Annotated in this window: 22 protein-coding genes and 2 tRNA genes; 14 read left to right on the top strand and 10 right to left on the bottom strand. The window is 63.7% G+C overall.

The genetic code is table 11. The features are described from left to right. Positions 1-151 precede the first annotated feature (151 nt). The 3 genes from ACP2YO_RS44985 to ACP2YO_RS44975 all read right to left on the bottom strand — a co-directional run bounded on the left by ACP2YO_RS44985 (position 152) and on the right by ACP2YO_RS44975 (position 3,794). Positions 152-2,293, bottom strand: a complete 2,142-nt coding sequence (locus tag ACP2YO_RS44985) for a methyl-accepting chemotaxis protein (protein ID WP_426437553.1) — start codon at positions 2,291-2,293, stop codon at positions 152-154. A gap of 206 nt (positions 2,294-2,499) precedes the next feature. After that, positions 2,500-3,228: an outer membrane protein gene (locus ACP2YO_RS44980; RefSeq protein WP_426437552.1), complete on the bottom strand. Its 729-nt coding sequence runs from the start codon at positions 3,226-3,228 to the stop codon at positions 2,500-2,502. A 245-nt stretch (positions 3,229-3,473) separates the two neighbouring features. Beyond that, positions 3,474-3,794: a hypothetical protein gene (locus tag ACP2YO_RS44975; RefSeq protein WP_426437551.1), complete on the bottom strand. Its 321-nt coding sequence runs from the start codon at positions 3,792-3,794 to the stop codon at positions 3,474-3,476. Positions 3,795-3,889: 95 nt separating this feature from the next. Between ACP2YO_RS44975 and ACP2YO_RS44970 the strand changes: the two genes are divergently transcribed. Then, positions 3,890-4,015, top strand: a complete 126-nt coding sequence (locus ACP2YO_RS44970; protein WP_426437550.1) for a hypothetical protein — start codon at positions 3,890-3,892, stop codon at positions 4,013-4,015. 47 nt (positions 4,016-4,062) lie between these two features. Here ACP2YO_RS44970 and ACP2YO_RS44965 read toward each other — a convergent pair whose 3' ends face one another. Beyond that, entirely contained in the window at positions 4,063-4,587 is a 525-nt protein-coding gene (locus tag ACP2YO_RS44965; protein WP_426437549.1) for a hypothetical protein, read from the bottom strand. A gap of 87 nt (positions 4,588-4,674) precedes the next feature. Here ACP2YO_RS44965 and ACP2YO_RS44960 point away from each other — a divergent pair, with 87 nt between their 5' ends. Then, entirely contained in the window at positions 4,675-5,262 is a 588-nt protein-coding gene (locus tag ACP2YO_RS44960) for an exopolysaccharide biosynthesis protein (RefSeq protein WP_426437548.1), read from the top strand. A gap of 92 nt (positions 5,263-5,354) precedes the next feature. Here the strand turns inward: ACP2YO_RS44960 and ACP2YO_RS44955 are convergent. Then, a tRNA-Thr gene (locus tag ACP2YO_RS44955) sits at positions 5,355-5,429 on the bottom strand. 562 nt (positions 5,430-5,991) lie between these two features. On the opposite strand from ACP2YO_RS44955, the gene ACP2YO_RS44950 reads away from it, so the two are divergent. The 11 genes from ACP2YO_RS44950 to ACP2YO_RS44900 all read left to right on the top strand — a co-directional run bounded on the left by ACP2YO_RS44950 (position 5,992) and on the right by ACP2YO_RS44900 (position 14,330). Continuing rightward, positions 5,992-7,689, top strand: coding sequence for an FAD-dependent oxidoreductase (locus tag ACP2YO_RS44950; protein WP_426437547.1), 1,698 nt, complete (start codon positions 5,992-5,994; stop codon positions 7,687-7,689). Between the two features lie 8 nt (positions 7,690-7,697). After that, positions 7,698-8,006, top strand: a complete 309-nt coding sequence (locus ACP2YO_RS44945) for a UBP-type zinc finger domain-containing protein (protein ID WP_426437546.1) — start codon at positions 7,698-7,700, stop codon at positions 8,004-8,006. Between the two features lie 155 nt (positions 8,007-8,161). Next, on the top strand, positions 8,162-8,671 hold the full coding sequence (locus ACP2YO_RS44940) for a hypothetical protein (protein WP_426437545.1): 510 nt from the start codon (positions 8,162-8,164) through the stop codon (positions 8,669-8,671). A 149-nt stretch (positions 8,672-8,820) separates the two neighbouring features. Then, positions 8,821-9,645: an alpha/beta fold hydrolase gene (locus ACP2YO_RS44935; protein ID WP_426437544.1), complete on the top strand. Its 825-nt coding sequence runs from the start codon at positions 8,821-8,823 to the stop codon at positions 9,643-9,645. A 132-nt stretch (positions 9,646-9,777) separates the two neighbouring features. Then, a complete protein-coding gene (locus tag ACP2YO_RS44930) occupies positions 9,778-10,203 on the top strand; it encodes a DUF2948 family protein (RefSeq protein WP_426437543.1) in 426 nt (141 codons plus the stop codon). Between the two features lie 194 nt (positions 10,204-10,397). Beyond that, the gene (gene hisD, locus ACP2YO_RS44925; protein WP_426437542.1) at positions 10,398-11,693 is read left to right on the top strand and encodes a histidinol dehydrogenase; all 1,296 of its coding nucleotides are present in this window, start codon (positions 10,398-10,400) and stop codon (positions 11,691-11,693) included. Next, positions 11,690-12,193 carry a UPF0262 family protein gene (locus tag ACP2YO_RS44920; RefSeq protein WP_426437541.1) on the top strand — a complete coding sequence of 168 codons (504 nt, stop codon included), beginning with the start codon at positions 11,690-11,692 and terminating at the stop codon, positions 12,191-12,193. Before hisD ends, ACP2YO_RS44920 begins: the two co-directional genes overlap by 4 nt. A 141-nt stretch (positions 12,194-12,334) precedes the next feature. After that, complete coding sequence (locus ACP2YO_RS44915) at positions 12,335-12,799, top strand: low molecular weight phosphatase family protein (RefSeq protein WP_426437540.1); 465 nt, start codon at positions 12,335-12,337, stop codon at positions 12,797-12,799. Positions 12,800-13,183: 384 nt separating this feature from the next. Continuing rightward, entirely contained in the window at positions 13,184-13,813 is a 630-nt protein-coding gene (locus ACP2YO_RS44910; RefSeq protein WP_426437539.1) for a Maf-like protein, read from the top strand. 119 nt (positions 13,814-13,932) lie between these two features. Continuing rightward, a complete protein-coding gene (yacG, locus tag ACP2YO_RS44905; protein WP_426437538.1) occupies positions 13,933-14,115 on the top strand; it encodes a DNA gyrase inhibitor YacG in 183 nt (60 codons plus the stop codon). Positions 14,116-14,254: 139 nt separating this feature from the next. Continuing rightward, a tRNA-Phe gene (locus tag ACP2YO_RS44900) sits at positions 14,255-14,330 on the top strand. 369 nt (positions 14,331-14,699) lie between these two features. Here the strand turns inward: ACP2YO_RS44900 and ACP2YO_RS44895 are convergent. Then, positions 14,700-15,101, bottom strand: coding sequence for a zincin-like metallopeptidase domain-containing protein (locus ACP2YO_RS44895; protein WP_426443473.1), 402 nt, complete (start codon positions 15,099-15,101; stop codon positions 14,700-14,702). Positions 15,102-15,301: 200 nt separating this feature from the next. Continuing rightward, positions 15,302-15,577, bottom strand: coding sequence for an ArdC-like ssDNA-binding domain-containing protein (locus ACP2YO_RS44890; protein ID WP_426437537.1), 276 nt, complete (start codon positions 15,575-15,577; stop codon positions 15,302-15,304). A 512-nt stretch (positions 15,578-16,089) separates the two neighbouring features. Here ACP2YO_RS44890 and cpaB point away from each other — a divergent pair. Beyond that, complete coding sequence (cpaB, locus tag ACP2YO_RS44885) at positions 16,090-16,893, top strand: Flp pilus assembly protein CpaB (protein ID WP_426437536.1); 804 nt, start codon at positions 16,090-16,092, stop codon at positions 16,891-16,893. Between the two features lie 603 nt (positions 16,894-17,496). On the opposite strand, the gene ACP2YO_RS44880 is transcribed toward cpaB, so the two are convergent. From ACP2YO_RS44880 to ACP2YO_RS44870, 3 genes are all read right to left on the bottom strand, one after another. After that, entirely contained in the window at positions 17,497-17,643 is a 147-nt protein-coding gene (locus ACP2YO_RS44880; protein ID WP_426437535.1) for a hypothetical protein, read from the bottom strand. Between the two features lie 775 nt (positions 17,644-18,418). Then, a complete protein-coding gene (locus ACP2YO_RS44875; protein ID WP_426437534.1) occupies positions 18,419-18,751 on the bottom strand; it encodes a hypothetical protein in 333 nt (110 codons plus the stop codon). 270 nt (positions 18,752-19,021) lie between these two features. Beyond that, on the bottom strand, positions 19,022-21,790 hold the full coding sequence (locus ACP2YO_RS44870; RefSeq protein ID WP_426437533.1) for an AAA family ATPase: 2,769 nt from the start codon (positions 21,788-21,790) through the stop codon (positions 19,022-19,024). Positions 21,791-21,973 lie beyond the last annotated feature (183 nt).

The raw sequence follows: 21,973 nt of genomic DNA, 5'->3' as shown, positions 1-21,973 counted from the left end.
CGCCGCGCCAGCCGAAAAATCAGGATGGCGGTCCGGAGAATGGACGGGAATTCCGTGGCCCGGATGGAGCGAAGCGCAATCCGGGGACCTCTATCCTCGGAGCGCACCGTCCCGGATTGCGCTTCGCTCCATCCGGGCTACGGAAGCGGACCTACGCCGCCCTGATGTTCGACAGGAAGCTGTCGATCTCCGAGCGCAGCACGTCGGCCTCGCGGCGCAGGGCGTCGGAGGCGTTCAGCACCTCGCCTGCGGCGGCGCCGGCTTCCGAGGAGGCGTTGCTGACGCCGACGATGTTGCTCGACACCTCGCTGGTGCCGCCGGCGGCGTGCTGGATGTTGCGGGCGATCTCGCGGGTTGCAGCGCCCTGCTCCTCGACCGCGGCCGCGATCGCGGTGGTGACGTCGTTGATCTCGCCGATCGTGCTCGAGATGTTGCGGATGGCGGTAACAGCCGTCGTCGTCACATTCTGCATGCTGACGATCTGCTGGCGGATCTCTTCGGTTGCCTTCGCGGTCTGGCTCGCCAGGTTCTTCACCTCGGAGGCGACCACGGCGAAGCCGCGGCCGGCCTCGCCCGCCCGCGCCGCCTCGATGGTGGCGTTGAGCGCGAGCAGATTGGTCTGCGAGGCAATGGTCTGGATCAGGTCGACGACGACGCTGATGCGCGCGGCGTTGTCGGCAAGCCCCTGCATCGTGGTGTCGGTGGCACTGGCTTCCTCGACCGCCTTGCGGGCGATTTCCGCCGAGGTCACGACCTGGCGGCCGATCTCCGAGATCGACGACGACAGCTCTTCGGTGCCGGCCGATACGGTCTGCACATTGACCGAGGTCTCCTCGGCGGCAGAGGCAACGGCGCTGACCAGCGCGCTGGACTGGTCGGCGGTCGCCGACATGCTCTGCGCCGTGGTCTGCATCGAGCTCGCCGAAGACTGCAGGCCGCCGAGCGCGCTGCGGACGGTCGATTCGAACGCGACGATCTGCGTCTCCATGCGCGAGGCGCGCTCGGCCTTGGCGATGCGGTCCTGGTTCTGGCTGGCCGAGAGCTCGCGGCCTTCGATCATGCTCTCGCGGAAGATCTGCAGCGAGTCGGCCATTGTGGCGATCTCGTCGCGCTGGCGGCTCTGCGGGATCTCGGTCTCGAGGTCGCCGTCGGACAACAATTGCATCGAGCGCTGCAGGCCGCGGATACGGCGCAGGATGTTGCGTCCGACATAGAGCCACACGAACAGGAACGAGCCGACCAGGGTCAGCGCACCGAGGGCGATCATGACCATGGTCGCAAACGCGATCTGCTGCCGCGCCTGGAAGGTCGAGCTGTCGGTATCCTTCTGGACCGCGTCGACGAGCTGTTGCACGCTGATGCCGAGGCCGACATTGAGCTTTCGCGTCTCGTCCAGGATGGTCTGGCCATAGTCGATCGAATCGAGCTCCTTCTCGCGGAGCTTGAATACGCCGGTCTTGCCTTCGCCGAGCACCAGGAGCTTCTGCACGGTATCCCGCACGGCGACCAGCGACGGGTTGTTGGGCAGGTCTTCCAGGTTCGACTTGATGCGTTCGCGGCCGGCCTTGACCTCCTTTTCGATCGCATCCAGCGTGTCGCTGGAATTGGCCGAGAGTGCCGCAGTCATGTCGGCGGCCATCAGATTGCCGACGGCGAGCACATTGCCGATCTGGCCGACCGTGCGGGCCGCCTCGGCGGCGTCATCCGCCGACACCTCGGCCGATGCCAGGATGGCGTTGAGCCGCGTCTGCGCGTCGAGCATCGCCGGGTTTGCCGCGGATACGAACGCCGCCTGCGCCTTGCGCAGCGTGGTGTATTGCTTGTCGCGCAGCGCGGCGATCCCCAGCCGCTCGCGTGCCGCCGAGATCAGGCTCGTGGTGGCGTCGTCGGTGTTCTTGACGTTCTCCTGGAGCGCGCTGACGACGGTTTTGTCGGCGCCGAGTTCGATGATCTCGCCTAGCTTGGCCGCGATGAGTTGGGCTACGTCCTTCACACCCTTGGTGCGGTCGTTCAAGGCGTCTTCGCTCTGCACGGCGAGCAGGCCGGGCCCCTGGGCTGCGAGCGAGGCGCTCTGCGCGGAGAGCTGCAGGCTCGCGGCAAGGCGCGGAATGTCGCGGCCGCTGAGGTCGGTCATGGTGTTGCCAAGCTGATGCAGCACCATCCCGGCGCCGGCGCTGATCACGAGCGCCATGCCTGCGATGACCGCGAATGCCGCGAACAGGCTGCCCCGGACGCCCATTTGCGGTAGGCGGATATACTGGAAGAGTTTGCCGAGCTTGAACCGAAACGCCATTACCCCGTGCCCCCGTACTACCCTTGGATGTTTCCCGCGCGGCAGTATCGTTGGGGCGGGTTAATAAAATTGGGAAAATTGCGGCAATGCTGCGCGATTTTTGGGCGTCGCCGCGCGCTGACGTTTTCTTCCGCGCGAGACCCACGATGCATGCAAAAAGGCCGGCGCGAGCCGGCCTTTTCCACGCCTGGTTGTGCTGCCTGGCCTCAGTAGCGCGCGGCGACCGGGCCGCCGAAATTGCCGAGGTTGAAGCGGTAGTTGATGCCGGCCTTCACTGTGTGCTCGTCATTGTGGAAGGTGCCGAACGGGACCAGCGCGCCCGGCCCGGTGAAGCGGCTGTCGCCGAAGTCGTAGTACTGATACTCGACCTTCGCCGACCAGTTCGGGGCGAACATGTATTCGGCGCCGCCGCCGAGCGTCCAGCCGTTCTGGTGGTTGTCGCTGAGCGCGAAGGCGACCGGCAGGCCACCGAACGTCACGCTCTCATTGTTGTCGGAATAGGCATAACCGCCCTTCACATAGATCAGGCCGGGACCCCAGGTGTAGCCGAACCGGCCGGTGACCGATCCGATGCCGCGCTGATTGTTGTTGTAGACGAGGCCGCCGGGGAAGATGGCATTGAGCTGGTGATTGCCGATCCAGGAATACTGGCCTTCGACGCCGATCACCCAGTTCGGCGACAGCTGCCAGTCGTAGCCGGCCTGCACGCCGCCCATGAAACGGGCGCTGGAATCGGTGAGCGCCAAGCCGTTGAAGGTGTTGTTGCCGGAGAACACACCGCCGAGATGACCGCCGATATAGAAGCCGGTCCAGTTGTAGAGCGGCGCCGCATAAACAGGTGCCTTATTGTAATACGGGCGGGCGCCGAGGTCGGCGGCCTGGGCGGTCGCGCCGAAGGCTGCGACGGCGGTGGTTGCGAGCAGGAACTTCTTCATGGGTCAGTCTCCGGACAAGTCACGTAAGCGCCACGCAAGGGCGCCATCCATGACGGCGAGTTAGACCGCATTTGAATAAAAAGCTGTCACTCGAAGACGACAGCGACCGTTAACCCAACCCGTTGGCGCGGAAACGTTTTCTTGTGCCTAACGGAAGCTTAACGAGGCGTGAAGAGGGACTTAATGCGCACCTCGTGCGCGCGATGCTTTCTTAACCAAGCGGCTTTCTTAACCAAGAGGCTTTCTTAACCAAGCCGCCGGCGCACGTCGTCGCGCATCTGTTCGCGGAACGCCTGCCGGCGCGCGGGACGTTCCTTCACCGGGACGTCGTGGCGATCGAAGATGTCGAACTTCTCCAGGATCGGATAGCGCTCGCTCGCCATCGCCAGCACGCGCAGCACTTCGGCGACCTTCGCGGTCGGGCCGGTCACTTCCCATTTGCGGAGTTTCTCGGCGCCGCCTGCGGCCGGCAGTCCGCACAGCTTCGCCATATCCGCCGCCGTGAGCGGCCGGCCGATCGCCTCGGCGAGATCTGCGCGCAATTTCTTGAGTTCTGGGCCGGTCACTCTGGTTCCGCTCCGCGTCAAGTGTGAAGTGGGTCACGCGAAGAACTCTCGGCCAACGATATACGGCGCGCATGCGATCCCCGAAGGAGACGGCCATGCACGGCATCATCGAAAGCCTTAGTCCCGAAAACGGACAGATCGACTGGAAATGGGTCGGCAGTGTGTTCGTGTTTTACGTCGTGCTGATGATCGCAGCCGCGGAGATGGTGATTGCCCATTGAGATTCTGCGTTCCCGGCGAGACGCTCAAGCTTCGTCGCCGCCGCTGCTCAATGACCCGTATCGCCGGGGGCTACGGTCAGCGGCGCGCCGCCGGTCGAAATGGGGCCCGAAGATTTCGGAGCCCGAGGCGGTGGCCTCGGCCTTGGAGCAGCCTGCGCAACCGGTGCCCGCGGCGGCTCGGTGGCGATCGGAGGCTGTATCGGAGCCGGGGCGGGGCGCTGTAGGGCATCCACCTTAGATGTCAAGGCTGCCAACTGGTCGATGACGGTCTTCAGCTGCTCCTGCTGGTCGGCCACCGACCGGCCGAGGGCCGCGACGTCTTCCCCCAGTTTCTGCTGGGTCGCGAGAAGATCCGGCAGGGCTTCCTTATCGTCGTCGGCCACTTTACCGCTAGATGCCTCGTGGCCCAGCGACGGGACGAGCGGCCCGATGAGAGGCCAGGCGTAGACGCCACCGGCGCCTGCCAGGACGAGGACGACCAGCAGAAGGATCCATGGCCAGCGGCGGCGGGGGGCCGGCAGGGGAGTTAGGGGTGAATGGCCTTGCCAGGCGTGGTCGGAATCATTGCTCATAAGGCTTCCTAATCGGCCTCGTCCGCCGTTGCAATCCGGCTCAGGCTTGGCCACGTTGGCCAGCATACCCCTTCGTCTGGATCCCCATTGGCACCCACCCATACCTCGGAACTCCTGGAAGAGCTCGTCGCGAAAGCACCGGATGGTCCCGTCGACCTGGAATGGCTTCTCGGCCATCTCGACAAGCGTTCGTTCGGACTTCTCCTCCTGCTGCTGGGGCTACTGGTCATCATCCCCGGCGTTGCGACGATCGCGACATTGGCGCTGTTGTTTCCCGCGGTGGAGATGATGCTGGGCCGGACTGCTCCCTGGTTTCCCAGTTTCCTGTCAAAGCGGCAGTTCGACTTCAAGCGCTTCAAGCAGTTCACGGTCCGGGCCCGCCCATTGCTGAAAGCGATCGAGAGCGTCAGCCGGCCGCGCTGGAACGCGCGTCACGACGTGATAAATCGGCTCGTCGGATTGGTCGTCTTTTTGCTGGCTCTCTCCGCTGGTTGGCCGCTGCCTCTGGTGAACGTCATTCCAGGGATAGCGGTCGTCTTGATCGCGATCGCCTACCTTCAGGAGGATGGTTTGCTGCTGACCATCGGGATGGTGGCCGCCTTGATTTGCTTGCTTGGCCTTGGTTGGACGCTTTGGACGTCGGTGGGCGCCTTGATCGGCTGGATCGGGCTCTAAAGACCCGCATCTACTTTCAGGTATCCGCGTTTGTACTCGCCGGCGCTTTTCAAGCAGTACGCGGCCAAGCCGTTCATTTCGAATGAGGAAAATGGTGCTGCCAGACAGGATTGAACTGTCGACCTCTCCATTACCAATGGAGTGCTCTACCACTGAGCTACGGCAGCATGCCCGGGAAAAGTGAATCGGCCCCTCGGGGGCTCGTCCAAGCGGGCGGTTCTTGCCACAAGGCCCCCTCCGGCGCAAGCACAAGGGCGCCTCCGTCGGCGGCGAAAACGGCGGAAGTTGACGTTCCGCGCCAATCGTGTCGCCGATCTGGCCGATTCCGGCCTGATTTGGCTTCCGATCTCGCCGGGATGGCCTTGTTCCGTCATTCACAGCCGAATCATCGGTCCGCGGCATCTGCAACTGGCCGGCCGGCTAGGGTGCGCAAGCGTTGACCTTTGGCTATTCTGTTTGGCGCGCGACGTCGGCGGTTACGAGTTCGAGAATGACAGGCGATCAGGGCAAGGATGGTGGGCAGGCCGGATCCCGCGTGAAGGATTCACGACAGGATCGCCTGAAGCTTGCGTTACGCGAAAATCTGAAGCGGCGGAAATCGCAGGCGCGCGGTCGGGATGAGGCTGCATCTTCCGAAGCGGGCGATGACGCCCTAGATGACGCGGACGGAAACGGTCCGGCGCGTTAGCTCGTTCGAAATTGTTCTCAAGGGGAATTGGGTCGCCAAAGATGGCTGCAGACGAAACCAAAATCGATCGACTGAACGCGACCGCCTACGCCTTCCCGCGTCTCGAACAGACCTTCCCGACGTTGACCGCGCACGAGATCGAGCGCATGCGCCGCTTCGGCGAGCCGCGCTCGTTCAGGGATGGTGACACGCTGTTCGAGACCGGCAAGCCCGCGCCCGGAATGTTCGTGGTGCTGTCGGGCAATGTCACGATCACCCTGCGCGACGGCCTCGGTGTCGTTACGCCCGTGATCGACCAGGGGCCCGGCCAATTCCTCGCCGAAAGCGGCCAGCTTTCCGGCCGCCCCGCGCTGGTCGACGGTCATGCCGATGGCGACGTCGAGACGCTGTTGATCCCGCCGGAGCGATTGCGCGCACTGCTGGTCGCCGAGGCCGACCTTGGCGAGCGCATCATGCGTGCTCTGATCCTGCGCCGCGTGAGCCTGATCCAGGGCGGAGCCGGCGGTGCCGTGCTGATCGGCTCGGCGTTGCACGGCGACATGGCGCGGCTGCAGAGTTTCCTGTCGCGCAACGGCCAGCCGCATCATTTCCTCGATCCCGATACCGACAGGGACGCTGCCGATATCGTCGCGCGCTATGCGGCGTCCCGCGCCGAGCTGCCGCTGGTGGTCTGTCCCAACGGCACCGTGCTGCGCAATCCGTCCGAGACCGCGCTGGCGATGGCGCTCGGCATGATCGGCGGCAAGACCCATGACAGGCTTTATGATGTCGCCGTGGTCGGCGGCGGACCGGCCGGGCTCGCTACTGCGGTCTACGCCGCCTCGGAAGGCCTCTCGGTCGCAGTGTTCGATTCCCGTGCCTATGGCGGCCAGGCCGGCGCCAGCATGCGGATCGAGAACTATCTGGGATTCCCGACCGGCATTTCCGGTCAGGCGTTGGCCGGTCGCGCTTTCAACCAGGCGCAGAAATTCGGCGCGGAGATGCTGATTCCGGTCTCGGTGCAGTCGCTCGACTGCTCGAAGGCCTCAGGCGCGTTTTCGCTGCTCACCGGATGCGGACACACCCTGCGCGCCAAGTCGATCGTGGTCGCGAGCGGCGCACGTTATCGCAGGCCTACGATGGACCATCTCGACGCATATGAGGGGCGCGGGGTCTGGTACTGGGCCTCGCCGATCGAGGCGCGGCTCTGCGCCAACCAGGATGTCGTGCTGGTCGGTGGCGGCAATTCCGCAGGGCAAGCCGCGGTGTTCCTCTCGGCGCATGCCCGCAAGGTCCACATGATGATCCGCGGCGGCGGGCTGGGGGCCAGCATGTCGCGCTATCTGATCGAGCGGATCGAGGCGACGCCGAACATCGAGCTGATGTTCAACGCCGAGGTGATCGGGCTCGAGGGCGCGGAGACGCTGGAGCGCGTGCGCTGGCGCAGCCGGCTCGCGCCCGATGAGTTCACGCTCGATATTCGCAATCTCTTTTTGTTCGTCGGCGCCGATCCGGCGACCGGCTGGCTCGATGGCTGCGGCGTGCAGGTCGATCGCGGCGGCTTCGTGCTGACCGGCGCCCAGAGCAGCGGGAACGCGCGCCCGGTGCTGCAGCTCGAGACCACGGTGCCCGGCGTGTTCGCGGTCGGCGACGTCCGCTCCGGATCGGTCAAGCGCGTCGGTGGCGCGATCGGCGAGGGCGCGCAAGTGGTCGCCGCCTTGCACGGCTACCTCGCCGACGATGGCAGCCCGACGCTTTAGGAGATCAAATGTCGAAGGGCTGCAATCATATCGCCGGCATCCAGGACGTCACGCCGAGCGCGCTCGGCTGTGAGGAATGCCTGAAGAGCGGCAGCCCCTGGCTGCATTTGCGGATCTGCCGGAGCTGCGGCCATGTCGGCTGCTGCGACGACTCGCCCAACAAGCACGCGACGGCGCATTTCCATGCCACCGGCCACCCGATCATCGAGGGTTACGATCCTCCGGAAGGCTGGGGTTGGTGCTATGTCGACGAGGTGCTGTTCGACCTGTCGAAGCGCAAGACCCCGCATAACGGGCCGATCCCGCGCTATTATTGATTCAAATCCTCATCAGGCGGACGTGGCCCGCGATCCATGATCCGCCCCGAATGCATTTTTGCATGAAATGTTGACCGTCCTGCCACCGATGCATGTGGCAATTTCCGGAAGCGCATCGTAACTTGAGGTCGTGGTTTCATTGGGGAGTGCATCACATGGTCCTGGGAATGAGCCTGGCGACGTTCACGCTCGTGCACGTCATCATCAGCCTGATTGCAATCGTCACCGGCCTGATCGCAATGATCGGCCTGCTCGGTTCGAAGCCGATGCCCGGGATCACGGCGATCTTTCTGCTCTTCACGATCCTGACCAACGCCACCGGATTCCTGTTTCCGTTCACGCAACTGCTGCCGTCGCACATGATCGCGATCCTGTCGCTGGTGCTGCTCGCGATCGCCTGTATCGTGCTCTACGCGATGCGGCTCGCCGGCGTGTGGCGCCCGGTCTATGTGGTGACGGCGCTGATCTCGCTCTACCTCAACGTCTTCGTGCTGGTGATCCAGAGCTTCCTCAAGGTGCCGGCTTTGCAGGCGCTGGCGCCGGCCGTGCCGCCGAACCCGCCGTCCGGGCCGGTGTTCGCCGTCGTGCAGGGCATCGTGCTGCTGTTCTTCGTGCTGGTGATCATCGGCGCCTGGCGTCGGTTCAGGCCGATGACACTTGCCTGATCGGACCAGGTCTCGTCATTCCGGGGCACGCGTCAGCGTGAACCCGGAATCAAGAGATAATTGATCGAGATTCTCAGATGTGCAGTGCACATCATCGTTCGACGCGTCGCGTCGCCCCGGAATGACGCCATCCAGTAAAGGAGCAAGGCATGCCCACCATCACCACCACGGACGGCGTCGAGATCTTCTACAAGGACTGGGGTTCGGGCCAGCCGATCGTGTTCAGCCATGGCTGGCCGCTGTCGTCCGATGATTGGGACGCCCAGATGATGTTCTTCCTCAATCACGGCTTTCGTGTCATCGCCCATGACCGCCGCGGTCACGGCCGCTCCAGCCAGGTCGGCGACGGCCACGACATGGACCACTATGCCGACGACCTCGCGGCGGTCACCACGCATCTCGACCTCAACAACACCATTCACGTCGGTCACTCCACCGGCGGCGGCGAAGTGGTGCGTTATCTGGCGCGGCACGGCGAGAGCCGGGTGGTGAAGGCGGCCTTGCTCTGCGCGGTGCCGCCGCTGATGGTGAAGACCGCGGCCAATCCCGGCGGACTGCCCAAGGATGTATTCGACGGATTTCAAACGGCGCTCGCCGCCAATCGCTCGCAATTCTATCGCGACGTCGCCTCGGGGCCGTTCTATGGCTACAACCGGCCGGGCGCCAAGGTTTCCGAAGCCGTGATCCAGAACTGGTGGCGCCAGGGCATGACCGGCGGCGCGAAGGCGCATTACGACGGCATCGTCGCTTTTTCGCAGACCGACTTCACCGACGATCTCAAGAAGATCACCGTGCCGGTGCTGGTGATGCACAGCGAAGACGATCAGATCGTCCCTTACGCCGACGCCGGTCCGCTGTCGGCAAAGCTCTTGAAGAACGGCACGCTGAAGACCTACAAGGGCTTTCCGCACGGGATGCCGACGACGGAAGCGGAGACCGTCAACGCCGATCTGCTGGCGTTCATCAAGGGCTGAGTCGAAGGCTACGACCTTACTTGGTCTCGACTGCGCTCACGTAAGGGACGCACCGGCGAGTGGTTTCCTTCCCTCAGGTTTTCTTTCGAGGGAGCGGTTTCTCCCGCGCGGTGACGCGCTATAAAGGTGGCCATGCCGCCGTTCGCTCCCCTGAAACTGATCGCGCTCGACGCCGATGACCTCGCGGTCATCTCCGCCCATGTCCAGGACGCCCGCGTCCAGCCCTCCGATATCGTCTGGCGCCAGGACGAGAAGCGCCTCGTGGTCGGCCTGAACAGGCTGGACTGGGAGCAGACCCTTGCGGGCGGGACCTGCTCGCGCCGCCTGATCGCCGCGCTGCGCTTCGACCGGGTGCTGGCCTGCAAGGCGCGAAACATCGACCTGGACGATCCAGAAGCCGACCTGGAACTGCTCGGAATCGAGTTTCACGCCTCCGATCCGCCGGGCGGCAGCGCGCTCCTGATGTTCGGCCACGGCGGAGCGCTGCGGCTGGACGTCGAATGCCTGGAATGCGAGCTGACCGATCTCGGGACCGACGATCTGGGTACGGCGGGGTAGGGGCTTTTGCGGGTCATTCCGGGGCAGTCCGCAGGACCGAACCTCAGGGGCGCAGTTGCGCCGCGGGGAATCTCGAGATTCCGGGTTCGATGCTTTGCATCGCCCCGTAATGACCTTTTCCAAGGGTTGACGGCCATTGGCTGCCGCGCCATTGAGCAGGGACCTGATCCCTTGAGTTTTCCCAGAAAGCCGCCATGCCCGTTCGCCTGGACCGACAGAGCGCCGATTTCGACCAGCGATTCCGCGATTTCCTGGCCGCCAAGCGCGAGGTGTCTGCCGACGTCGAGCGCGCCACCCGCGCTATCGTCGACGACGTGGCGGCGCGCGGTGATGCGGCGCTGCTCGAGGCAACGCGCAAATTCGACCGGCTGACGATCGAGGCGTCGCAGCTGCGCGTGACCGCGGCCGAGATCGATGCCGCCGTGGAGGCCTGCGACGGCAAAACCGTCGACGCCCTGAAATTCGCCCGCGACCGGATCGAGATCTTCCACCGCCGGCAGCTGCCAAAGGACGAGCGCTTCATTGACGCCGAAGGCGTCGAACTCGGCTGGCGCTGGAGCGCGGTCGATGCGGTCGGGCTCTACGTGCCCGGCGGCACGGCAGCCTATCCGTCCTCGGTGCTGATGAACGCGGTGCCGGCCAAGGTCGCCGGCGTGCCGCGGATGGTGATGGTGGTGCCGGCGCCGGACGGCAAGCTCAACCCGCTGGTGCTGGCGGCGGCCCAACTCGGTGGCGTCTCCGAAATCTACCGCGTCGGCGGCGCGCAGGCGGTGGCGGCGCTGGCCTATGGCACCGCGACGATCGCGCCGGTGGCCAAGATCGTCGGCCCCGGCAACGCCTATGTTGCCGCGGCGAAACGGCAGGTGTTCGGCAAGGTCGGCATCGACATGATCGCCGGTCCCTCGGAGGTGCTGGTCATAGCCGACGACACCGGCAATGCCGATTGGATCGCGGCCGATTTGCTGGCACAGGCCGAGCATGACGTCAGCGCGCAATCGATCCTGATCACCAATTCCGCGCGGCTCGCCGCCGACGTCGAGCGCGCGGTCGAGGCGCAGCTCGCGACGCTGCCGCGCGCCGAGATCGCGCGCACCTCGTGGAATGATTTTGGCGCGGTGATCATGGTAGCTCAGCTCGACGACGCGGTCGAACTGGCGAACGCGATCGCCGCCGAGCATCTCGAGATCATGACCGCGGACGCCGAGGGACTGTCGAAAAAAGTCCGCAACGCCGGCGCGATCTTCTTAGGCGCCCATACGCCGGAGGCGATCGGCGACTATGTCGGCGGCTCCAACCACGTGCTGCCGACCGCACGTTCGGCGCGGTTCTCCTCAGGCCTCGGGGTGCTTGACTTCATGAAGCGAACCTCGATCCTGAAGTGCGGACCGGAGCAGCTTCGCGCGCTCGGACCCGCCGCGATGACGCTCGGCCAGGCCGAGGGTCTCGATGCCCATTCACGTTCCGTCGGATTGCGCCTCAACCTCTCATGACCAACTCACCTGCCGACGCCGATTCCGACAATCGCATCGTCGCGGTGACGCTCGACGAGGAATCGATCGGCCGTTCCGGGCCCGACATCGAGCACGAGCGCGCGATCGCGATCTACGATCTGGTCGAGCAGAATCTGTTCGCGCCCGAAGGCGCGGAAGCCGGTCCCTACACCTTGCATATCGCGATCACCGGCAACCGGCTGATGTTCGATATCCGCAAGGAAGACGGCTCCCCCGTGGTCGCACACCTGTTGTCGCTGACGCCGTTCCGTCGCGTCGTGAAGGACTACTTCATGATCTGCGACAGCTACTACCAGGCGATCCGGACAGCTACGCCGGACAAGATCGAGGCGATCGACATGGGCCGGCGCGGCATCCATGACGAGGGCTCGCGCACGCTGCAGGAGCGCCTCAAAGGCAAGGTGCGCGTCGATTTCGAGACCGCGCGGCGCCTGTTCACGCTGATCACCGTGCTCCACTGGAAGGGTGAGGGCGGATGATCCCGAAAAGTGGGCACCGGTTTTCGCTCGCGACAAACGCAAGCGTTTGCGCGGAGATCATCCGCAAAAAGAAGAGGCGGATGATGGTCCCGGCCTCGCTCAGCGACGGGGGCGTGCCCCGGTCGAAAAAAGCCTGATCGCATGGAAGCGCCGCGCGCGCGCAACCCGCAGGCCGTGCTGTTCGCATGCGGACATAACGCCGTGCGGTCGCCGATGGCCGAAAGCCTGCTGCAGCAGATGTTTCCGCACGGCCTCTATGTGCGTTCGGCCGGCGTGAAGAAGGGCGAGCTCGATCCGTTCGCAGTGGCCGTGATGGCCGAGCTCGGCCAGGACATCTCCCATCACAAGCCGACCACCTTCGAGGAGCTCGAGGACTGGGAGGGGCTGAACTTCGACCTGATCATCACGCTGTCGCCGGAAGCGCACCACAAGGCGCTCGATCTCACCCGCACGGTCGCCGCCGATGTCGAATACTGGCCGACGCATGATCCGACCGGAACCGAAGGCACCCGCGACCAGCAGCTCAACGCCTATCGCGAGGTCTGCGACGGCCTGCTGCTGCGCATCCGCCGCCGTTTTGCGAACGTGGGTGCCGCGAGCGGGTAGTGGCGATGATCGTCGCCACGATCCCGGTTCGTCTCCCCTTGTGGGAGAGGCCGCGACGCATGCAGCGGAGCGGAATGCGATGCGGGTGAGGGGTTCCGGTCTATCGAGGGACTTCAGTAGTAGGATGGGTGGAGCGCAGCGATACCCATCACGTTTGCGGTGAAATGATGGGTGTCGCTGCGCTCCACCCATCCTACGGCACTCTCCCACAAGGGAAGAGGTGACTTTGAAGGCCTTGTCGCCAGACTGACAAACAGCTGTGCTTATCGGGTTTTGCCTCTCTCGGCGACGCGATTCGCGGCCGGTTCCCTGGTTGTGCATCCATGTCGCATCCGATAGGTTCCGCGCGCGTCCGTCCCCCTAAGTCCCAGCCCAAAAACCTGCATGCTTGGTCGTCCCAAATTCGTTCTTGCTTCCGGTTCGCCGCGGCGGCTGTCGCTGCTCAATCAGGCCGGCATCGAGCCCGATGCGCTGCGCCCGGCCGATGTCGACGAGACCCCACGGCGCGGCGAGTTGCCGCGCGCCTGCGCCAACCGCCTGGCGCGCGCCAAGGCGGACGCGGCGCTGAAGTCAGTTCAGCTCGACGACGATCTGCGCGGCTCGTTCGTCATTGCGGCCGATACCGTGGTGGCGGTCGGCCGCCGCATCCTACCCAAGGCCAACCTGGTCGACGAGGCCGCGCAGTGCCTGCGGCTGTTGTCCGGCCGCAATCACCGCGTCTACACGGCGATCTGCATCGTGACGCCGAAGGAGGCGTTCCGCCAGCGCCTGGTCGAAACCCGGGTGCGGTTCAAGCGGCTCAGCGAGGAAGACATCCAAGCCTATATCGGCTCCGGCGAATGGCGCGGCAAGGCCGGCGGCTATGCCGTGCAGGGCATCGCCGGATCCTTCGTGGTCAAGATGGTCGGCTCCTACACCAACGTGGTCGGCCTGCCGCTTTACGAGACCGTGACGCTGCTCGGCGGCGAGGGCTTTCCGATCCGTTACGGCTGGCTTAACGCCGTCGCGGTGTGAGGCAATCGATTTTCGCACGGCATCGGCGGTCCACCTCTCCCGCAAGCAAGCGGGAGAGGGAGCAGAGCGGAACACGCGGCGGCTTTCTTCGTTTCCGGTTGATGTAGGGTATCCGGGCCATGATCGACCAAGTTCAAAAACCTAGTACCACCCAGAAGGCCTGCCCGATCTGCCGCAAGCCGGCCGAGCAGGCGTTCCGCCCGTTCTGTTCTCCGCGCTGCCGCGACGTCGACCTGAACCGCTGGCTGAAAGGCTCCTACGTCGTCCCCGGCCGCGATGACGACGTCGAGGACCCGGATTAGTGTTATTTCCCAATAAGTTGGGGAAAGCCTGGACACCGGGCCCGCCCCGCCGAAGCCGCAGGCGAAGGCGGGTGGACAGCGCCCTCCGACCTCTCTATAAACCGCCCGCTCGGCTCACGCCTTTAGGCCCGGCCAGCATGCCCAGGTAGCTCAGTTGGTAGAGCATGCGACTGAAAATCGCAGTGTCGGTGGTTCGATCCCGCCCCTGGGCACCATTCAATCAATTGAAACAGCACAGAAAATTCGATGAAGGCGCCGGTCGCCCGTTTCTCCACGAACGGCGTTGCAACCGCTTTGCAACCGGGGCGGTCACTACCTCCCTGGCGCTGGCCGAAAATCCTTTCACGGACGACTGATGGGGCCAGTGCATTCCGGTACGCGCCGTACGCTGTAGGGAACGGACCGAGCGCCCGGCCAGTAGGTGAGAAGCCGCGCCGACGAGGCCACCAGAACCAGCCAGCACCCTGCCAGCCGAATGTTTCGAGCGATCGATCGGCATGGAATACCTCGATGCTCTCGCCGGTCACTGGCTGGATGTCGAAGAACGCCTCATGGGCGGGTGCGGGAGAGGCCATGACGATGCCTCATGCCGCGACATTCGCCGGTGCCGCCAGTGCTAGGCCGCGCAGGTAGTCCGCGGCCTTTGACGCCTGGCTGCAGGCGGTAAAGAAGGCTCGCTTGTCGGTCTTCAGGAGATCGATCCAGGTCGCGATATAGCCCGCGTGCCGCAGATCACCGTCGAAGCCAAACTCTGCACACAGGAACGCCGCGCCTAGTTCTGCGATCAGCTCTTCGGCGGCGTAGTTGCGCGAGCCGAACCGGTTCTTCAAATCGCGATCAAGGCGGCTCTTGTGTCCCGTCCAATGGGTCAGCTCATGCAGCACCACGTTGTAGAAGTGGTCCGCGCCCTTGAATGCCTCGAATGCAGGCACGGAAATGAGATCGCGGCTCGGCACATAGTACGCCTCACCCTGACCCTCGCGCATGTCTGCGCCTGTTGAGTGCAGGAAATCGTCGGCAAGCTCATCGCGGATATCAGGATTGCGAGCGCGGATTGGCTTACTCGTAGCGACGCTATCGGGAAGGCCGTCGCACTGGTCGACATTGAAGACGGTGTACTCCCGCATCATCAGGACCAGCCGCGTTGCAGTGTCATTTTTCGCGTCATCCTGGATTTGCAGCTGCTTCACGAAGTACACTTTTGTGCCGTGCTCGCCCTTGCGCAGTTGCCGCCCAACTCCAATGCTTGCTTGAAGGTCACGAAGCGCGGTGTGCGATATCCCGCCGCCTGCGCCATCCACAACAGAACGACGTTGCAGCCCGAGTAGGGTCGATTGGTCACAGCGTTGCATGGCGTGTTGGCGCCAGCTGTTGCCGACCATGGCTTGACCCACGGCGCCGCGCCGGCTTCCAGCTCGGCAATGATGCGCGCTGATACTTCCGCATAGAGATCGCGTTTCATGGGTGCTCGCTGGCTGTGGCTGATGCGACCAGGAAAGTCGCGTTGCTATCGCCGCGTCGGGCCCTCGCCGGATATTTCACCCCTCCGGGGGGCATGGACAGGCCCCCCGTCTCGCGCGCGCGAAGACGTGTGCGGCGCAGATGGGGCTCCCCAAAAGCAAATCGTTAACAGATCGTTACAGCGGGGTGCCGGAGGATCAGGCTGGCCCAGTCCAAGCCGATAGGGTTAGAGCCTACCTGCGTAAAGCACTGAGCTGGTGCCGTCCGTTTCAACAAATCCGCTAATCGAACGGGCTCTACCCTCGGTAAGCATCCCGTTAACCGCTGGTCACCGCAAGACTGCGCTCAGCGCGGGTTGCGCGTCACAGAGTTCGCACCGTGCTTTAACGCATCGTCAACGCACAAGGAGCACAATACAAAGACATAACCTTGGATTACTAAGAGAAATTGTCTCCCAGTGCGAACCGCGTTGTGAGGTTCGGCAGTTGTCTTGGCGTACTTTGAGAGTAACCTATGAACCGTGCCCGCATTCTGGTCCTAGCTATCGCAGGCTGCGCCGGCCTCGCAGCCCTCTATCTGGCAAGCGGCAGCGACAACAAGCCAGCGTCCGCCCCGCCGGTCGCGCAGCTGCCGACGGTGGACATCCTGGTCGCACGGTCCGACATCGGCCTTGGCCAGACCGTGAAGCCCGACGATCTGCAGTGGCAGACCTGGCCTGCCGCGACCGCCAGCAACAGCTTCATGCGCAAGGACGCCAACGCCAACGCCATCCAGGACGTCACCGGCTCGATCGCCCGCGCGCCGTTCATCCAGGGCGAGCCGATCCGCGAGCAGAAGCTCGTCAAGGCCGACGGCAGCGGCTTCATGGCGGCCATCCTGCCGCCGGGCATGCGCGCGGTTTCGACCGAGATCGCGCCGGAAACAGGTGCAGGTGGCTTCATCTTACCGAATGATCGAGTGGACGTTATCTTATCGAAGCGCGTTAAGGCCACTCCTGTGGAAGGGGGCAACGCTCCGGATGTGATCTCGTCCGAGGCAATTCTTACCAATATTCGCGTTTTGGCTATTGATCAAATCCCCAAGGAAAAAGACGGGCAAAATGCAGTTATCGGAAAGACAGCAACCCTTGAGCTCAAGCCAGACGATGTCGGAGTGTTGGTAAAAGCGCGTGCCAGCGGCACCTTGTCGCTCGCGCTGCGCAGCATCGCTGACAGCAAGCGAACGAACGTTGCGGTGGCGGATGGCAAGACAATCACCGTTTATCGAGGATCATCCGTCAAAGAAGAGCTGACTTGCGATCCCTTCTGTCACAACTAGTTCATCTAGATCAGTTGTCGGCGAGCTAAAACGACCAAACGAAAAGCCCGGCGATCGGGTCGGGCTCTCCTCCCCTCTTCAAGCCTTGAGCGATAATCCTCACCGAAACGCTCGGACGCAAGTCAATGGCCTGTTTTCGCCCGTTATCATGATCCTGCACAGCACTAGCGCGCCTCCCGTGGCCCGCAGGGCTATGGGCACGGAGGATCACGCGGTGGAGACTGGGTTTGCTTTTCAAGCTCTCGCTGGTCTGGGTCGTGGTCGTGGCACTCTGCTTGGCCGCATTTGTGCGCGAAGCTCCCGGCACCTTGCGAAGGGGCTCGGCGAGTGCGAGCCACCTAGACTCCGTTTGGGCTCTGCTCGAATAGCTTCCCTCCGCCTTCGGGCTCGCGTGCGTCCGGCTCGCTGCACCATGAACACGGCGAGCACAGCCAGCATCACGCGAAACGCCGCACGGTCGAACCACTCCAACGATCGCCAGAATTTGCCCTGTGCTGCCCCGCTTCGTACCCGCAGGCTCATGACGCGGCACCTGTCAGTACATCGACGCGGGTATTCCAAAGCTTCCACGGGGCTGTCTTCTCTTCGAGATAGTCGTTCACGTCATAGTCCACGGTCACGCCAGCCCGGGAGAACGTGCTTCTCGAAGAGCCCGACGAAGCGCCTGATCGTGGCAGCCTTGGCCGTCGCCTCCAGATGCTTCACCTTGTAGTCATCCCGGACGGCCTTGACCGTGCTCGACTGATCCACGGCCGGCGCCGGCAGGGCCAGAACCGGGGCGGGGGAAGCCGGCAGGATCGGTGGCTCACTATCGCGGGGTGGGCAGGGTGAGGTCGCGGACACGCACGGCCGTCCAGCTTAGCTCAGCCATCAAGGTCGCAAGGTGCCGGTGTGCGCCGGCGGTGCGATCGCGCTGCGATACCTCCAGGATATCCAACAGCGTCTGCGTGCTGATGCGCTCCAACCCGTCGAGGCCTGTCTTGCCGCGCACGCGCTCCGGCGGGAAGGCTTCGCTGCGGCTGCTCTAGGTGCGCGACACCTTCGCATCAGATAGCAGTGCGGTCCGCCGTCGCTTATCGACGCCTTCGTCCTCGCTTCCGCGCGCGGCTAGTATGGCTTCTTCCAACAGCATCCTACTAGCTGAAGCGCGGCGGCAGCCTGATAGAACTCTGCCAAGAACATCGCTTGGCGTCGCGTGTGGCCCCAGACTGGAACTTCCTGAAATGCGAAAACAAGCGCCTCCACCTCCCGGGTCATGCGATCCACACGCTCCACAGCCCACCAGCGGCTCCGCCAATTTCCTGACTGCCGAACCCGAAGAGTGTGGTCTCTCAGAAACTTCACCGACACACCTGGTCTCACCTTCTCCCATCCGAACGGACACGACTTTCCTGAGACACACCCAGCGAAGTGCAACATCTTGCGGCCAGGAAACAGCACTCCTGGAGCATTCGACAAATAGTTCGGTGGGATCTCGACCGAGCTCCGCTCCAAAAGCGGTTCATCAAAGATGGGATCATCTATCCTAGGTCGTGCCATTTTGGTGACCCCTCGTGGCCAGTCCGCGGTCCTGAGCACCGGCTCGGAGAGGACGCGCCCATCCCCTTGTCACCGTGTCTAGAAATCCGCCCGGTACCAGCCGGCGGGACTGGATCGGGATGAACTTCAAGTCTCGCATGATCGAAGCGACGCGGCGAGCGTTGCTGGTCGTGCGGCGCGCGCCAACGAGGTCGAGGAGGGCAGCCGTGCTCATGGCCTCCACGCCGTTGACGGCGTTGGCAATGATTTTCCGCCAGGGGTCGGGGGGCGGAGAATTGTGTTGCTCGCCTGCTTCCTGCAGTTTTTTTAGAAAGGACATTCGCATTTCCCGATGATGAAGCTGGCAGCTAGGGTGGCGGTCAATCCGTGACGCTTCAGACAGGTAAGGCCCTCGGCAGTCGCTCCAACGGTGTAGCCAAGGGCGGCAGTGCGCGACCTTGCGACCTTCATCGGCATGGGGCGTGTCCAATGCAACGGGTGATGGCGGCAGGTGATCAATGGCCCCCTAAAGGGGGGCCAATTGACCACCACCACTGCCGCGGGGGATTGGCCAATGCATTGACCAGCAATTGACCAATTGACCGCCAAGTCAGGCCACAAGGTGAGTGTCGGGTGCATCGACGTCTCCGTCAGTTACGAGCGTGGGATCGGTGTGAAGTCCCTGCGCTCTTCGAAATCGGCCGGAGCCCGCGATTGGACGGGACGCCAGAGCGCCTTCCTTCAGCAAGTTCTTGATCATCGCCTTCACCAGTGCTTCGAGATCACCGGGGACCCATTGGCGTGGAGCTGTGACGGCCTGCGCCGAGGTGACGGCGTCCTCCATAATGCAGCGCTCGTTGGCGGCGCCAGCGGTGCTCGGGCTGTAGGGGTAGGCCTTGCCATCGATCGTTTTGCCGCGCTTGACGAGGTCGAGGATTGCCTGCCGTATTTTCTGATCATCTGTTGAGCCGGCTCCAGCAGCCTGGGATGGCTGCAGCTCGCGAACGATCGCCTGCACATTGTCTCCGAAAGGGTAGATCGAAGGTTCGGCGTTTGGCAGCTCCACGCTGCGTAGGCGATACAAAGGCAAATCGGTGCTGCGGGGGACGAGGTTGGACTTGGCGTCGACAAGTTTGATATAAGATGCCCGCTGCGACGGAAGTATTCCGAGCGCCGCTGCTTCCTCAGCGGACAGAGGGACAGGCATGATGGCGCGCCGTGCCAAGTTGACGATGGACGCGGCGCCGCTGATGGCATCCGCGCTGCCGACGTCGCCGCCCTTCCGGGTGTGGTGCACGATCAGCGCTGCGCAGTCGAAATCCCCCGCCAGGCGCTTGAGTGCCCGCATCACAAGCGACATGCTGGAGTTGTCGTTCATGTTGCCGCCGGCGCACAAGGCGACGAGAGGGTCGAGGACGATGACGTCCGGTGATAAAGCCTGAAGCGCGTCCTTCAGCATGGAGAAGCCGGCCTCGTCCAGTTCGGATTGGCCCTTCAGGTTGGTGCGCAACAGCGAGAGACCTTGAACGCAGGGATTATCGGCGCCGGCGACGGAAAGGCGGTCCAGCTCGTGTTCGCTGACCCCGTGGGCCACGCAGAAAGCCCATACGCGCCGTCGAATTTCCTCGGTGCTGTCTTCGGCATTGATGATCAGGACTTTGAGGTCGTGGCCCCGGATTTCTTCTTTCAGGAGTTCCTTGCCGACGGCGATCGACACCATCATGCCGATGGCCAAGGACGACTTGCCGCCGCCACCTGGCGACCCGAGGACAGTGAGTTCGCCGCGGACCAAGTCATAGCCGTACAAGGTGCGCCGGTGGCGGATGTTCGAGAACGTCACCCTCAAATCGGCTCGCGACCAGATTGCCGGCGCCGCCGTCGTCGAGCCAGGATTTACCGTGGCGGTAAATGGCACGGTAAGGTGAAGCGGCGACTTGCCTAGCGCGAAAAATGGGCAGGTAGCACATGATTTGCAGCCCGCGCCGCGAATAGTTGCGCAGCTAGGCCAGCCAATGCGCCGTTCTGCGCGTTCGGCCAGCTTGCGCTCGTACATAGCCTGCGTGCCGGCAGGGGTGTAATCCTGATGGCCCCTGGATATCTGGTGCGCGATGGCCTCGCCGCCTTCGAGAAACGTGGCCGACAGCACGGAGTACATCCAGAGGGTCTGGTCGTAGTCGACGCCACCGGTGTCCTTGGCATGGCGCATGAACCCGCACTTCTCGAAGACCGGCCCAGGGTCGAGCGGGTGGCTGCTACGTGGTTCGATGCCAGCGGCGAGATCGTCAGCCCTAGGCAGCGACGCGAAAGCGGGGGCGGGTCCATTGTCGAACGCGCTCTCATGGCCCGGCTCGATCACCGGAACCAAAGAAGGGGACGAGGCTTTCGTGATTGAGTTGACCCGCGCTACTCCGTGTAGGGTCGCAAGTGCGGTAGCGAAGTCGTACATCTGACCAAGATGAACGAGCTTGACGAGCCGGGGCGGAGAATATTTGTGGTTGAGCGTCCCCGGAACGCGAAGGATACGGCAGCAGTCGGTAGTGAGGCCGGTGTCGCACTTGACCTCCTCTCGCAGGAGCAGAGCCTTGAGACCGTTTGCGTAGAGGGTCCATGCGGCGACATCCATCGGCCGGTCGCTGATCCAGTAGACGTGAAAACCCCCACCTGAGTGTACGATCGCGCTTGGCTCTGGGAGACCCATCCTTTTTTGGAAGGCGAGGATGGCCGTGAGGGCGTTGGCGTCGGAGGTGTAGTGCTTTCCCGTCTTGTCGTCGGGCTTCACGTCGCAGTCGATCCAAATGGCCTTGAGGGCGGTCGTGTTGTTCGCTCCCCGCTTGGCCTTGGGATTGCCGCGCGCGTTCACAGCACCGTGTTCCCGCTGCTGTCCGGTGCAATACCACACGTTAAAGTATTGGGAGGCTCCCTCGATCCGGAGGGCACGGTTGATGAAGCCATCTACGTCCTTGAATGGCCATCCCGTCACACCGACCGGCTTTCCCCCACTTTTCGTTGGGTCGCTGCTCCTGAAGTTGCAATGCAGGTTGATCCAGCCGGGACCCTGCAGCCCCGGCCAGACGACAACCCGCTTCATGAACTGCTTGTCTTTGCCGGTGGCAGGTTCTTCGTCCGTCGACGACGCTCCCTCCCGGGGGCTGGTTACTGGAGCGGTAACTCCGGTGTCGCCACTTGCCGCGGTGGGTATCGTGCTAGCCTCAGGGCCGATTGTTACCGTGGTGGTAACTGGGACGTCACCACCCCCCGTCATCTCAACGGGCTCTGGTGCAGCGGTCGGCTTCGCGCCGGCTTTCGGGCCGGTGATTACCGTGGCGGTAAATTCCCCCCGCTGCGCTGTAGTGCTCGCGGATGCGATCTGGTCGCCCATCACTCACGCACCTCTGTTCGGGGGCGTGAGCAAGTCTCCCAGCCCGTAGCGAACCAAGCGCCCAAACTTGAGGAACGGTGGCCACTGACCCTTCGAACGCCGCACGGATAGAGCTGACGGGGTCAGGCGAGTGACTAGCGCCGTTTCCTCCGGCGTGAGCAAGGCATTGGCGGGGAGCCGATA

The organism is Bradyrhizobium genosp. P (assembly GCF_049949265.1).
GTDB lineage: Bacteria > Pseudomonadota > Alphaproteobacteria > Rhizobiales > Xanthobacteraceae > Bradyrhizobium.
The sequence above is the reverse complement of the archived record's forward strand: the minus strand, read 5'-3'. Positions and strand labels throughout refer to the sequence as shown.

What these genes read in the sequence shown, in the direction of transcription:
- ACP2YO_RS44985 (WP_426437553.1), bottom strand. Translation starts at nt 2,293, where the DNA reads ATGGCGTTTCGGTTCAAGCTCGGCAAACTCTTCCAGTATATCCGCCTA.
- ACP2YO_RS44980 (WP_426437552.1), bottom strand. Translation starts at nt 3,228, where the DNA reads ATGAAGAAGTTCCTGCTCGCAACCACCGCCGTCGCAGCCTTCGGCGCG.
- ACP2YO_RS44970 (WP_426437550.1), top strand. Translation starts at nt 3,890, where the DNA reads ATGCACGGCATCATCGAAAGCCTTAGTCCCGAAAACGGACAGATCGAC.
- ACP2YO_RS44965 (WP_426437549.1), bottom strand. Translation starts at nt 4,587, where the DNA reads ATGAGCAATGATTCCGACCACGCCTGGCAAGGCCATTCACCCCTAACT.
- ACP2YO_RS44950 (WP_426437547.1), top strand. Translation starts at nt 5,992, where the DNA reads ATGGCTGCAGACGAAACCAAAATCGATCGACTGAACGCGACCGCCTAC.
- ACP2YO_RS44945 (WP_426437546.1), top strand. Translation starts at nt 7,698, where the DNA reads ATGTCGAAGGGCTGCAATCATATCGCCGGCATCCAGGACGTCACGCCG.
- ACP2YO_RS44940 (WP_426437545.1), top strand. Translation starts at nt 8,162, where the DNA reads ATGGTCCTGGGAATGAGCCTGGCGACGTTCACGCTCGTGCACGTCATC.
- ACP2YO_RS44935 (WP_426437544.1), top strand. Translation starts at nt 8,821, where the DNA reads ATGCCCACCATCACCACCACGGACGGCGTCGAGATCTTCTACAAGGAC.
- ACP2YO_RS44930 (WP_426437543.1), top strand. Translation starts at nt 9,778, where the DNA reads ATGCCGCCGTTCGCTCCCCTGAAACTGATCGCGCTCGACGCCGATGAC.
- hisD (WP_426437542.1), top strand. Translation starts at nt 10,398, where the DNA reads ATGCCCGTTCGCCTGGACCGACAGAGCGCCGATTTCGACCAGCGATTC.
- ACP2YO_RS44920 (WP_426437541.1), top strand. Translation starts at nt 11,690, where the DNA reads ATGACCAACTCACCTGCCGACGCCGATTCCGACAATCGCATCGTCGCG.
- ACP2YO_RS44915 (WP_426437540.1), top strand. Translation starts at nt 12,335, where the DNA reads ATGGAAGCGCCGCGCGCGCGCAACCCGCAGGCCGTGCTGTTCGCATGC.
- ACP2YO_RS44910 (WP_426437539.1), top strand. Translation starts at nt 13,184, where the DNA reads ATGCTTGGTCGTCCCAAATTCGTTCTTGCTTCCGGTTCGCCGCGGCGG.
- yacG (WP_426437538.1), top strand. Translation starts at nt 13,933, where the DNA reads ATGATCGACCAAGTTCAAAAACCTAGTACCACCCAGAAGGCCTGCCCG.
- ACP2YO_RS44895 (WP_426443473.1), bottom strand. Translation starts at nt 15,101, where the DNA reads ATGCGCGAGGGTCAGGGTGAGGCGTACTATGTGCCGAGCCGCGATCTC.
- ACP2YO_RS44890 (WP_426437537.1), bottom strand. Translation starts at nt 15,577, where the DNA reads ATGAAACGCGATCTCTATGCGGAAGTATCAGCGCGCATCATTGCCGAG.
- cpaB (WP_426437536.1), top strand. Translation starts at nt 16,090, where the DNA reads ATGAACCGTGCCCGCATTCTGGTCCTAGCTATCGCAGGCTGCGCCGGC.
- ACP2YO_RS44875 (WP_426437534.1), bottom strand. Translation starts at nt 18,751, where the DNA reads ATGTCCTTTCTAAAAAAACTGCAGGAAGCAGGCGAGCAACACAATTCT.
- ACP2YO_RS44870 (WP_426437533.1), bottom strand. Translation starts at nt 21,790, where the DNA reads ATGGGCGACCAGATCGCATCCGCGAGCACTACAGCGCAGCGGGGGGAA.